This window comes from Pseudoxanthomonas sp. JBR18 (genome assembly GCF_028198165.1).
In the GTDB taxonomy this organism is placed as follows: domain Bacteria; phylum Pseudomonadota; class Gammaproteobacteria; order Xanthomonadales; family Xanthomonadaceae; genus Pseudoxanthomonas_A.
Genome location: NZ_CP116339.1, coordinates 2526474 through 2539199, shown reverse-complemented (window position 1 = coordinate 2539199; position 12726 = coordinate 2526474). Strand labels below are relative to the sequence as shown.

The 12726-nt window shown below is 69.0% G+C and carries 9 protein-coding genes; 1 reads left to right on the top strand and 8 read right to left on the bottom strand.

All coding sequences use genetic code 11. The features are described 5' to 3' along the window. Positions 1–3: 3 nt before the first annotated feature. Both gph and PJ250_RS11340 read right to left on the bottom strand, forming a co-directional pair. The gene (gene gph / locus PJ250_RS11345; RefSeq protein ID WP_271644663.1) at positions 4–654 is read right to left on the bottom strand and encodes a phosphoglycolate phosphatase; all 651 of its coding nucleotides are present in this window, start codon (positions 652–654) and stop codon (positions 4–6) included. A gap of 35 nt (positions 655–689) precedes the next feature. Then, positions 690–1124, bottom strand: coding sequence for a MerR family transcriptional regulator (locus tag PJ250_RS11340; RefSeq protein WP_271644662.1), 435 nt, complete (start codon positions 1122–1124; stop codon positions 690–692). 78 nt (positions 1125–1202) lie between these two features. Here PJ250_RS11340 and PJ250_RS11335 point away from each other — a divergent pair, with 78 nt between their 5' ends. Further along, positions 1203–1832: a cation efflux transmembrane domain-containing protein gene (locus tag PJ250_RS11335; protein WP_271644661.1), complete on the top strand. Its 630-nt coding sequence runs from the start codon at positions 1203–1205 to the stop codon at positions 1830–1832. A gap of 39 nt (positions 1833–1871) precedes the next feature. Here the strand turns inward: PJ250_RS11335 and PJ250_RS11330 are convergent, their stop codons facing one another. The 6 genes from PJ250_RS11330 to PJ250_RS11305 all read right to left on the bottom strand — a co-directional run bounded on the left by PJ250_RS11330 (position 1872) and on the right by PJ250_RS11305 (position 12585). Beyond that, the gene (locus PJ250_RS11330) at positions 1872–5057 is read right to left on the bottom strand and encodes an efflux RND transporter permease subunit (protein ID WP_271644660.1); all 3186 of its coding nucleotides are present in this window, start codon (positions 5055–5057) and stop codon (positions 1872–1874) included. A gap of 113 nt (positions 5058–5170) precedes the next feature. Continuing rightward, positions 5171–6142 carry an efflux RND transporter periplasmic adaptor subunit gene (locus PJ250_RS11325; RefSeq protein WP_271644659.1) on the bottom strand — a complete coding sequence of 324 codons (972 nt, stop codon included), beginning with the start codon at positions 6140–6142 and terminating at the stop codon, positions 5171–5173. Further along, positions 6139–7410, bottom strand: a complete 1272-nt coding sequence (locus tag PJ250_RS11320; RefSeq protein WP_271644658.1) for a TolC family protein — start codon at positions 7408–7410, stop codon at positions 6139–6141. The genes PJ250_RS11325 and PJ250_RS11320 overlap by 4 nt, the downstream gene beginning before the upstream one ends. Before the next feature lie 70 nt (positions 7411–7480). Then, positions 7481–7858 (bottom strand): hypothetical protein, encoded by a 378-nt coding sequence (locus tag PJ250_RS11315; protein ID WP_271644657.1) that lies wholly within the window; start codon positions 7856–7858, stop codon positions 7481–7483. A 40-nt stretch (positions 7859–7898) separates the two neighbouring features. Continuing rightward, positions 7899–8999, bottom strand: coding sequence for a DNA polymerase IV (gene dinB, locus PJ250_RS11310; RefSeq protein WP_271644656.1), 1101 nt, complete (start codon positions 8997–8999; stop codon positions 7899–7901). 1276 nt (positions 9000–10275) lie between these two features. Further along, entirely contained in the window at positions 10276–12585 is a 2310-nt protein-coding gene (locus PJ250_RS11305) for a S9 family peptidase (protein WP_271644655.1), read from the bottom strand. Positions 12586–12726 lie beyond the last annotated feature (141 nt).

Below are 12726 nucleotides of genomic sequence, written 5' to 3'. Positions count from 1 at the left end.
CGTTTACGGCAGCGTCAGCAGGTCGGCGAAGTGGTCGATCACCGCCACCGCGCCGGCCGCGTCCAGGTCGTACTGCTTGCGATAGCCGTAGCGCACCATCACCAGCGGCATGCCGGCGTTGTGCGCCGAGACCGCGTCGCTTTCCGAATCGCCCACCATCAGGCAGGTCTTCAGCGCCGCGCCGAACTGCTCGACCAGGTGCCACAGCGGCTCGGGCGCGGGCTTGCGCTGGGGCAGCGTGTCACCGGCGACGATGCCGTCGAAATACTGCAGCACGCCGCGCGCCTCCAGCAGCGGACGCACGAACTGCCCGGGCTTGTTGGTGCAGACCGCCAGCTTGGCGCCCTGCGCATGCAGCGCGGCCAGGGTCTCGGCCACGCCGGGATAGAGCTGCCCGTCCAGCGCGGTGTCGCCGTAGTGCTTGAGGAAGCCGGGCATCACCTCGTCGATGTCGGCCTCGCTGCCGGCCGCGCGCATCGCGTAGGTGATCAGCTGGCGCGAACCCTCGCCGATCCAGTTGGTGATCTGGTCCAGGTCGAAGTTACGCAGCTTCCAGTCGGTGAGCGTGCGGTTGACGGCCTCGGCGATGTCCGGCGCGCTGTCCACCAGCGTGCCATCCAGATCGAAGATCACCAGCGGGTGTGGAAAGGACAAGGCATGGACTCCGGTTGCGACGTGGGAGCGGCATTCTACCGCTGCGCTGCTCCAGGCCCCGGCCCCGGGACATGCGGCTGCAGTGCATCCAGCACGCGGCAATCGGCGATCCTGCCGCCCGGGCACGCGCCGATCATGCGCTCCAGCTGGGCCTGCAGCGCCTGCAGATCGCGCACCTTGCCGCCAATCTCGTCCAGGTGCTGGCGCACCACCTCATCGACGGTGGCGCAGGCGTCCTCACCATGCGCGGCCAGGCCGAGCAGTTCGCGGACCTGCTCGATCGAGAAGCCCAGTTCGCGCGCGCGGCGCACGAACCCCAGCCGCTGCACGTCGGCATCGGCGTAATGGCGGTAGTTGCCTTCCGAGCGCAGCGGCGCGGTGAGCAGGCCGATCCGCTCGTAGTAGCGGATCGTCTCGGCCTTGGTGCCGGTGCGCGCGGCCAGCTGGCCGATGGTGAATGTGGCGCTCATCGCTTGACCCTCTAGTGGCTACAGGGTTGATAAACGCCACCGTCCTGTTTTTCAAGCCGGTCTGCCGGCCACCTTTCCATGGATCATTGCTGCAGTCACAAGCGCACCGAGCTGGAAGTCCTGGCCCGCCAAGCGTCGCAGCGACGCGTGCTGGTGGCGGTGATGCTGATCAACCTGGCGATGTTCGTGCTCGAGTTTGGCGCGGGCGTGGTGGCGCACTCCAGCGCGCTACAGGCCGACGCAGTCGACATGCTGGGCGATGCGGTGGTCTACGCGTTGAGCCTGTATGCGGTCCAGCGCGGCGCCCGCTGGGAAGCCGGCGCCGCGCTGGCCAAGGGCCTGCTGATCCTGGCGTTCTTCGTGTTCATCGTGATCGACATCATGGCCAAGATGCAGCACGGCGTGCCGCCGTCCAGCCGACTGATGCTGGCGTTCGGCGCGCTGGCGCTCATCGCCAACGGCGCGTGCCTGGCGCTGCTGTGGCGCTTCCGCCGCCTCAACCTCAACATGAAGAGCACCTTCGAGTGCTCGCGCAACGACGTCATCTCCAATGTCGGCGTGCTGGTCGCCGCCGGCGCGGTGGCGCTCAGCGGCTCGGGCTGGCCGGACATCGTGGTGGGCGTCGTGATCGCGCTGCTGTTCCTGCGCACGGCGCTGCGCGTGATCGGCGAAGCGTGGCCGGCCTGGCGCCACGCCTCGGCGGACTGAAGCGCAGCGGGCCCGTACTGGCCCGCTGCTTCGTCCGGCTCAGGCCGATGCGCGGCGATGCACCCAGCGATACAGTAGCGGCAGTACCAGCAGGGTGAGCAGCGTGGAGGACACGATCCCGCCGATCACCACGGTGGCCAGCGGCCGCTGCACTTCCGAACCGGCGCCGGTATTGAAGGCCATCGGCACGAAGCCCAGCGAGGCCACCAGCGCGGTCATCAGCACCGGACGCAACCGACCCAACGCCCCCTCGCGCACGGCATCGGCCACGGCGGTGCCTTGCACGCGCAGGTCGCGCACGAAGCTCACCAACACCAGTCCGTTGAGCACGGCCACACCGGACAGCGCGATGAAGCCGATCCCGGCCGAGATCGACAGCGGCAGGCCGCGTATCGCCAAGGCCAGCACGCCGCCGGTCAGCGCCAGCGGCACCCCGGAGAACACCACCGCCGCATCACGCGCCGAGCCGAACGCCCAGAACAGCAGCGCGAAGATCAGCACCAGCGTGGCCGGCACCACGATCGCCAGGCGCCGGCTCGCGGACACCAGCTGCTCAAAGCTGCCGCCGTAGGCGATCCAGTACCCGGTCGGCAGCGTCACCTGTGCGTCAATCGCCGCACGCAGGCGCTGGACGAAACTGCCCAGGTCGCCCTCGCGCACGTTGGCGGTGACTACGATGCGGCGCTTGCCGTCCTGGCGATTGATCTGGCTGGGTCCCTCGCTGGCCTGGATGCGGGCGACCTCGCGCAGCGGCACGGTGCGTGGTGCGGCGCCGGAGCCGCGCGTCTCGTTCCAGCCGCCGACATTGCCGGTCTCGTCGGCGTTGTCGCCTTCCAGCGCCGGCGCCAGCGAGACCGGCAGGTCGGCCAGCGCCGCCGGGTCGGACCGCAGGGCTTCGGGCAGGCGCACCACGATATCGAAGCGGCGGTCGCCCTCGAACAGCTGCCCGGCCACCTCGCCACCGACGGCGGTCGCGACGGTCGCCTGCACATCGCCGGCATTGAGGCCGTAGCCGGCCAGGGCGACGCGATCGGGCAGCACCGACAGCAGCGGCAGGCCATCGGTCTGCTCCAGGCGCACATCGGCAGCGCCGGGCACGCCCCGCGCCACCGCCTCGATGCGCGCGCCGACCTGGCGCAAGGTGTCCAGGTCATCGCCGTACAGGGCGATGGCCACGTCGGCGCGCACGCCGGAGATCAGCTCGTTCATGCGCATCTGGATCGGCTGAGTGAACTCGTAGTTGTTGCCGGGCAGTTGGCGCACGGCCGCTTCGATCTCTTCGACCAGCGCGGCCTTGGGCTTGCGTGGATCGGGCCAGTCCGCGCGGTCCTTGAGCATGATGAAGGTGTCGGCCACCGAGGGCGGCATCGGGTCGGAGGCGACCTCGGGCGTGCCGATCTTGGAGAACACGTGCGCCACTTCGGCAAAGCGCCGCACGCGGGCCTCCACCTTCAGCTGCATGTCCACCGACTGGGTCAGCGAGGTGCCGGGGATGCGCATGGCGTGCATGGCGATGTCGCCTTCGTCCAGCTGCGGCACGAACTCGCTGCCCAGCCGCGTGGCGAGCAGGCCACTGAGGACCACCAGGGCCGCCGCCCCGATCACCACCGCGCGCGCATGCCGCAGGCTGGCATCGAGCAGGGGCATGTAGCGCCGTCGCAGCCAGCCCATGACCGGATTTTCCCGGGTGTGCACGCGACGCCCCAGGCACAGGGCGATCATCGCCGGCACGAAGGTCAGCGACAGCAGCATCGCCCCGCTCAGCGCCAGCACCACGGTGATCGCCATGGGATGGAACATCTTTCCCTCCACCCCGGTCAGCGCGAAGATCGGCAGATACACTGCGGTGATGACGCCCAGGCCGAACAGGCTGGGCCGGATCACCTCGGCGCTGGCCCTGGCGGTTTCCTCGAAGCGCTCGTCATCGCTGAGCACCCGCCCCAACGCCTGCTGCCGCTCCGCAAAGCGATGCAGGCAGTGCTCGATGATGATCACCGCGCCATCGACGATCAGGCCGAAGTCCAGCGCGCCCAGGCTCATCAGATTGGCCGACACGCCGCCGCGGGCCATGCCGGTCAGGGTGAACAGCATCGCCAGCGGAATCACCGCCGCGGTGATCAACGCCGCGCGCAGGTTGCCCAGCAGCACGAACAGCACCACGATCACCAACAGCGCGCCTTCCACCAGGTTGCGGGCCACGGTGGCGATGGTGCGGTCCACCAGGGCGGTGCGGTCGTAGGTGGGTGTGGCGCTCACTCCCGGCGGCAGGCTGCGCTGGGCGACCTGGAGCTTGTCGGCGGCGGCCTGGGCCACGGCGCGGCTGTTGGCACCCACCAGCATCATCACCGTGCCCAGCACCACCTCATGGCCGTCCTGGGTCGCCGCGCCACTGCGCAGTTCCGGCCCCTCGGCGACCTCGGCCACGTCATGAATCTGGATCGGCACGCCCTGTCGACGCGCCAGCACGATGTCGCCCAGCTGCCGCAGGCCGTCGATCTGGCCGGGGATGCGCACCAGGAACTGCTGGCCATTGCGCTCGATGTAACCGGCGCCGACGTTCTGGTTGTTGATGCGCACGGCCTGGACCACGTCGTCCAGGGTCAGCCCGAGTGCCCGCAGCCGCGCCGGGTCCGGGGTGATGTGGATCTGCCGCGCGTAGCCGCCGACGGTGTTGACCTCGGTGACACCGGGCACGGTGCGTAGCTGCGGACGGATCACCCAGTCCTGCAGGGTGCGCAGGTCGGTGGCGGTGTAGCGCGTGCCATCGGGCTTGCGCGCATCCGGCGCGGCATCGACCGTGTAGGAGAAGATCTCCCCCAGGCCGGTGGCGATGGGGCCCAGCTGCGGATCCAGCCCGTCCGGCAGCTGCGAGCGGATCTGCTGCAGGCGTTCGGCCACCTGCTGCCGGGCGAAGTACAGGTCGGTGCCATCGTCGAAGGCGACGGTGACCTGCGAGAGCCCATAACGCGACAGGGACCGGGTGGATTCCAGACCCGGCAGACCGGCCATGACCGTCTCCACCGGGAAGGTAATGCGCTGTTCGGCCTCCAGCGGCGAATACCCCGGCGCACCGGTGTTGATCTGGACCTGGACGTTGGTGATGTCGGGCGTGGCATCGATGGACAGCCGGGTGAAGCTGTAGCCGCCCACGGCGATGAGCACGCCGGTCAGTGCCAGCACCAGCCAGCGGTGGCCGATGCTGGCGCGCAGGATGGACTCAAGCATGGAGGCGTCCTCCGCACGGGCCGGTCAGACGCGCTTCGGGCGAGGGAAACCGCGCGCTGCGAAGGTCCTGCGACAACCTGTTGGGCTCGATGGAAGCAGGCGACGCGTGGGGATCAATGCGCATGACCGGCCCCCGCCTTGCCGAGGTCGGCCTTGACCACATAGCTCTGTTCGACCACGACCTGCTCGCCTGCGGTCAGACCGCTCAGCACCGCGACCTTGCGTCCGTCGCGCTGCCCGAGCCGAACCGGGCGCGCGAGGTAGCGCTCGTCGCTTTCGCGCACGAACACGACGTCCCGCCCCTCCATGGTCTGCAACGCGGTCAATGGCACGACCAGCGCGGCGGGCGTGGAGGCCACCACGATGCGCGCGGTGACCGCCGCGCCGGGTCGCCAGCGCCCGTCGGTGTTGCGCAGCGTGGCGCGGGCCACCGTGCTCTGGCTGGCGGTCGCGGTCCCGGGCAGGATGCGCGCCAGCGTGGTGTCGGCACTGACGCCATCGCTCATGCGGGTCACGGTGACCGGCACCCCGGCGGTGATGTGCTGGGTGTCGCTGCCGAAGATGTGCAGATCCACCCACAGCGTGGACAGGTCGGCGATCTCGAACAGCGCCGCGCCTTCACCAACTGCGCTCCCCAGCTGCACATGGCGCGCACTGATCACCCCGGCGATCGGCGCGCTCACCGGGTAGGAGGTCAGGCTGAGATTGCTCTCGACCGTGGCCAGGATCTGGCCGGCGCGCACGCTGTCGCCGACGCTGACCCGCAGGCTGCGGACCGGACCGGGAAAACGCGCCGTCGCCTCGGCGATGTGGCCATCGACCGGGGTCAGGAGGCCCTGCACTTCGTGCGTATCGGCGATGGTGCCAGGCCCTGCGGGCGCGACCCGGATGCCGGCCTCATGCGCAATGGCCGCAGGAATCACGGTTGCCTCGGCATGTGCCTCCTCGGCCTGCGCGTCGTGGGCTGGGTCGTGGTCTTGATCGGCATGTGCCTCGGGCGCGGCCGGTGGGGTCTGGCTGCATCCGCCCGCCAGCAGCGCGGCCAGCAGCAGGAGCAGCATCGGGAAACGGAAGGTGGGATTCATGGCGTGGGCTCCTGCGGTGCACGGGCAGCGACGAGCGGCTGCCCGGTCAGCCGCTGCAGTTCGATCAGGGCGGTCTGGGCCTGCACGGCGGCGTCGAGCTGGCGCCGCAGCGCCGTCACGCGCTGGCCTTGCAGCTGCGCCCACTCCAGATAACTGATGGCCCCGGCGCGCCAGGCCTGCTCGGCGGCGCGCTCGGCCTGCTGCAGCCTTGGCAGCACCTCATCGTCCAGGCGCTGCACCTCCAGCCGTGCGGTGAGATAGCGGCCGTGCGCCTCGGCCAGGGTCGCGTGCAGCTGCAGCAGGACCGCGTCGCGCTGCAGCGCGTTCTGCGCCAGGTCGGCCTGCGCGGCGCGGATTCCAGGCGCGGCGCGACGTGCGCTGCCCAGCGGCAGGCTCAGCCCGGCGACCAGCGCGGTGTCATCGGCGTCCTGCAGCCGGCGCACGCCAAGCTGCCATTGCAGGTCGGCCTGGCCCTCGCTCCGGGCCAGGCGCAGCTGGGCTTCCTGCACGCGCGCCTGGCCGGCGACCTCGGCCAGTTCCGGCGTCCGTTCGAGCAACTGCGCCAGCGCGTCGAAGGATTCCAACACGGGCAGGCGGTCCAGCCTGCCGCTGACGTCCGCGAAGTCCGCTTCGCGCTGGCCCCACAGCACGGCCAGGGCCAGACGGGCGGCGCGATCGGCCTGGCGCGCGCGATCGCGATCCAGTTCGGCCTGGGCCAGCTGCGCCTGCGCGGTGAGCAGGACCGACTCGGGCGAGGCACCGGCCCGCAGCCGGGCGCGCGCGGCCTGCACGGCGCGCTGGCGCTGGTCGATGTCCAGCCGGGCGATGGCCTCCTCGCGCTGCGCCGCCACGATCGCCTGGTAGCGCCGGGCCACCTCGGCCAGCAGGTCCAGGCGCGCGGTTTCGCGCCGTGGCGCCAACGCGTCGAGGTTGGCCTGGGCTAGGGCGCGGCGGGCATCCAGCTTGCCGCCGCGCTCCAGCACGCCGGACAGGGAGACGGTCAGTTCGGCCGCGTCGAAGGCGCGCGTCTGGCCGCTGCCCAGGGCGTTTTCCAGATCGACACCGAGCGTCAGGGGCGGCTTCAGCGCCGCGGCCTGCGCGCGCGCCTCCAGCGCGGGGCGTTCACCGGCCAGCAGGCGCAGGGTGGGATGGGTATCGGACACGCGCATCAGCGCGTCGTCCAGGCTCAGGGGAGCCGGCGACCGGTCCTGCGCGAACGCACAGGGCACGACCGCGAAGACGGCCAATGCCGCCAGTCGCAACCACATGGGGAATCTCCGAAAGGGCGATGACGAAACACGCGCGGTGCCCGTCAGGGGCGCGGCGCGCGGAAGCGCATCAGGCCGCGATCGGCGGACGCAGGGTCAGTGCGGGCGCATGCGAGCGGGTGGACAGCACCACGCCCTGAATCCAGCCACCGGGCATGGCCACGACCGGTGGGATCGCCACGTGCGACGGGATGGCGGTGGGATGCCCGCAACAGTGCGCGGCATGCATCAGCGCGTGCAGCAGGTCATCGGCATCGTCGTGGTCTTGCACATCATCGGCCAGCGCGTGCGCGTCGGCCTGGTGCAGGTGTTCGGCGGCCCCACGCGTGGCCTCGTGCAGGTCGCCCACCGCAGCCAGGACCGGATTGGCCAGCACCGCCCACAGCAGCAGCGCGAGCGCGGGCAGGCGCAGCCAAAGGGAAACCGGACGGGCGGAACGCAGGTGCATGGCCGGCGATGCTAGTGCGCGGCGACGGCGTTAGACAATCTCAACTGACCGGATGGTCATCGCCCATGGCGAGGGCGTCCTCGTCGAACAACGTGCCCTGCAGCACCACTTCGTCGCGCTCGCGGAAGCCGCCCAGGCCCACGCCCACCAGCCGATAGCGCGTGTCGGCCGGCAGCTCCACGCGTTCGCGCAGCGACAGGGCGATGCGGGTGAACTCGGCCAGCGAGGCCGGCGGCGCCTCGGGCGTGAAGCTGCGGGTGAGGATGCGGAACTGTGCGGTCTTGAGCTTGAGCACCACGGTGTGGCCGATGCGGTCGGTCTTGCGCGTCGCGATCCAGGCACGCTCGGCCATGTGCACGATGGCCGGTTCCAGTGCCGACAGCGGCAGATCCTCAGCAAAGGTGTCCTCGGCCGAAATCGACTGCACCGGCTGGTCCGGCTCGACCGGGCGCTCGTCGATGCCGCGTGCGCGCCGGTACAGCGCCTCGCCGAACCGGCCGAAGCGCTGCTGCAGGTCTTCCCGGGTGAAGCCGCGCAGGTCGCCGACGGTGGCGATGCCCATCTCGGCGAGCTTGCGCTCGGCCACCTTGCCCACCCCGGGGATGCGACCGACCGGCAGCGGGGTGAGGAAGGCCTCGACCTGGGCCGGCTTGATCACGAATTGCCCATTGGGCTTGTTCCAGTCCGAGGCGATCTTGGCCAGGAACTTGTTGGGGGCGATCCCGGCCGAAGCGGTCAGCTGGGTGGTCTCGAAGATCTGCGCGCGGATCGCCTGCGCGGTGGCCGTGGCGCTGGGCGAGGCGATCTTGGGCGCGGTCACATCAAGGTAGGCCTCGTCCAGCGACAGCGGCTGCACCAGGTCGGTGTGCTGCAGGAAGATCTCGCGGATCTGCCGTGACACCGCGCGATAGCGCGGGAAATCCGGCGGCACGAAGATCGCGTCCGGACACAGCCGCCGCGCCCGCACGCCCGGCATGGCCGAGCGCACGCCGTACTTGCGCGCCTCGTAGCTGGCCGCGCAGACCACCCCGCGCAGCGCGCTGCCACCGACGACGACCGGCTTGCCGCGCAGGGCGGGGTCGTCGCGTTGTTCGACCGACGCGTAGAAGGCGTCCATGTCGATGTGGAGGATCTTGCGCATGGGATGCGCAGTATCGCGCGGAGGGGTCTCGGGGGGCGAGACGCTTTGTTGACGAGGCTGAGCCTTGCCCGGTTTGCGCGTGGTCGTCGTGGACCCAGGGCAAGCGCTTTCGTGCGGCTTCGCCGGCCAATCAACTTGCTTTGCTTGCGCAAACAGAGGTCAACAAAGAAGCGCTTCTCAGCAGACGAATGTCTGGACACACGCCCCGAGGCGGCACGCCTGCGCTGCGCGCAGATCCGCCAAGGGCCGCGAGATCTTTGGGAAGCGCGTCCATGTCCTGTGCCAAGACACCGCGCATTCTGGGCGGTGCTCGGCATCTTGCTTGTTTGGTTTTGCGAAGCGAGAGCAAGAGCTTTCGTGCGGCTTCGCCACCCGACCTACTTTCTTTGCTCGTGCAAAGAAAGCTAGGCAAAGAAACACGCCCCGGGCGGCACGCCCGCTTAGCGGGTCCGCTGCGGGCACGGGGATTTCGGAAGGGACATCACTCTCCCCTCCAAAAAGCGCCGTGCCTCCATGGACGATGCTCAGCGTTTGGTTTATTTGGCTTTGCGAAACGAGAGCAAGAGCTTTCGTGCGGCTTCGCCGCCCGACCTACTTTCTTTGCTCGTGCAAAGAAAGCTAGGCAAAGAAACACGCCCCGGGCGGCACGCCCGCTTCGCGGGTCCGCTGCGGGCCGAGGGATTTTTGGAAGGAACATCCAGGTCCCTTCCAAAAACACCGTGCATCCATGCACGGTGCCCTACGGGTCTTGTCCTCGCCCCTCCGCCGTGCCTCACGGGGGATTGAAGGCGACAGCGCACAGCAAAAGCAAACGCAAACGCAAACGCAGAGGCTTCGAGCCACGAGCCGTCCGCTGAGCCTGCCCACCGCGGCGCAAGCAGATTCACAAAGATCTACTCGACGCACCTAATGCAGTTGCAGTTGCAGTTGCAGTTGCAGTTGCTTGCAGCTTCTCCTGTCTGAGCCGTAAAGCACGCCGAGCACCGCAGCGAAGCAGGGCCGAAGAGGCGCCCTGTTTGAGCGAAGCGAGTTTGGGCGCCGTGCCCTGCTTCGCGAGGAGCGCAGGGGATCGACGCTTAGCGTCGACGTGCGTCCCGGCGAGTAGCGGTTTTGCTTCCTTTTGCCAAGACAAAAGGAAGTCGCGCCCGCAGGGCGTGAAAGCTCCTGCTTGAGCGCTTTAAAGCAGACGCCACGCAACCGAACAAAGCACCCAAAGAAAAAGCCGGCCCTGTCCCCAGGCCCGGCCTTCCCAAAACCTCAATCCCTCAACCGCCGATCAATCCTTCGGCGCCTCGAGCTTGAAGTCCTTCGGCGGCGTCTCCCCCGCCAGATAACGCACGAAATAATCCCAGCGCCGGCGCGCGATGTACGCCGACATCGCCCCGTAGCCGTGGTGCACGTTGGGGATCATCAGCATGTCGAAGTCCTTGTTGGCCTTCATCAGCGCATCGACCACCAGCAGGGTCAGGTACGGCGGCACGTTGTCGTCCATCGTGCCGTGGACCAGCATCAGGTGGCCCTTGAGGTTGCCGGCCAGCGAGGCATTGGCCTGGCTGTCGTAGTTGCCCTTGCCGTCCTTGCCGACGATCAATTCGCCTTGGTAGCGCTCGCCCCAGTCGTCCTCGTAGCCCCGGTTGTCGTGGTTGCCGCTCTCCGACCAGGCCACCTTGAAGAAATCCGGGTAACGCAGGATCGCGGCAGTGGAGGCGTTGCCACCGCCCGAGTGGCCCCAGATACCAGCGCGCGACAGGTCGATCCACGGATACTTGGCGCCCAGCTCCTTCATGCCGGCCACCTGGTCGGGCAGGGTGTTGTCGGCCATGTCGCCATACCAGGTGTCGTGGAAGGCCTTGGAGCGCCACGGCGTGCCCATGCCATCGATGGCCACCACGATGAAGCCCAGCTCGGCCAGCGACTGGTTGTCGCCATGCGTGGCCAGGAAACTGCGCCCGCGCACCGAGCCGGTCTGCGGACCAGGGTAGATGTAGTTGACGATCGGGTACTTCTTGGACGGATCGAAGTCGGACGGCTTGAACATGATCCCGTACAGATCGGTCTTGCCGTCGCGCGCCTTGACCGTGAACGGTTCCGGCGGCACCCAGCCGATCGCCTTCAGCCGCGTGATGTCGGCCTTGGCGACCGGGGCCACGTCCTGGCCGTCGGCCGCGCTGCGCAGCACGGTCACCGGCGGCACCGTGGTGGTCGAGTACGCATCGACGAACAGCTTGCCGTCCGGCGACAGCGACACGGTGTGGTCGCTGGCTTCCGGGGTGAGCAGGGTCGGCTTGCCGCCGTCCAGGCTGACCTTCCAGAACTGCTGGTAGTAGGGATTGATGCCGGCGGTGCGGCCCACGCCACGGAACCACACCGTGCGCGTGGCCGGGTCGACCTTGAGCATCTCGGTGACGTTGCCCTCACCGGTGGTGATGGCGTGCTTGAGCTTGCCGGTGGTCAGGTCGTACAGGTACAGCTGACCCCAGTTGGAGCGCTCGGAGAACCACACCGCTTCATTGGTCTGCGGCAGGTAGGCCCAGTTGGCGGTGCCATTGCCGCTTTCGTACTGGGTCTTGACGTGCTCGGAGAACACGGTGCGCACCGCACCGGTGTCCGCGTCGGCGATGCGGAACCAGGCGTCCTTGTGGTAGCGCGAGGTCGACACGAAGGCGACGGTCTTGCTGTCCGGCGCCCACTTCACGTCGTCCCAGCCGCCGTCGGGGCCGCAGCTGATGTCATCGCACAGGGTGGAGCGGTGCTGGTCGGGCTCCATCTTCAGCCGGGTGACCTTGCGCGTGGGCACGTCGATGATGACGCGCTCGATCATGGTCACGTCCTTGTCGCCGGGCAGCGGGTATTTCCACGCCTCCAGCTTGGGCGCGCCGACCTGGGTGCTGACCAGGTACATCTCGCTGGTCTTGCGCTGGTCCTGCTGGAAGGTGGCGATCTTCTTCGAATCCGGCGACCACTCCACGATGGCCATGTCGGTGTGCTTCCAGCCGGCGTTGTCGGTGGCGTAGCCGTAGTCGGTGACGCCATCGGTGGTCAGCTGGGTCTCCTTGCCGGTGGCCAGGTCGCGCACCCACAGGTTCCAGTCACGGATGAAGGCCTCGGATTTCTTGTCCGGCGAGAGGGCGCCGGGCTCGGCCTCGGCCTTGGCATAGACCTTGGCGCAATGCGCCTGCGCATCGCAGGCGACCTCGGTGCCGCGCACGGAGAAGCGGTAGCGGCCGTCGGCGGTGGTGCTGATGCCGCGGATGCCCAGCTTGTCGGCCTTGACCGGCTTGTCCTTGGCCTCCAGCAGGGTGGTCAGCGCGGCGGCCAGCGCATCGGCATCGAACAGCGGCGCGGTCTTGCCGGTGGCCGTGTCGGTCTGCAGCAGGCGATCGCCGCTGGCGTCGTGGTCGGTGTAGACGAAGTGGCCGGCGTCCAGCCAGGTCACGCGGGTCACCGCGTGGTCGACCAGCGGCTGGGCATAGGCCAGCTTGGCGGCCCGGGCGTAGTCGGCCTCGGTGACCGCACCGGCGCTGGCCGCCGCGGCGGTCAGGACCAGGGCGCCGATCAGGCGCGGGGCGATGGAGTTCAGGAGCATGCAGATCCCCAGGTAAGGGTGGGACGGGCGCCGCGGCCCAGAGGCCAACGCGCGTGCGAACACGCGATCGTACCGCCCGGGGCACGCCCCCTCCCCTGCCGAAGGTCCCGGTCGCCCCCCAGAGCCGCCGGGAGACACGGA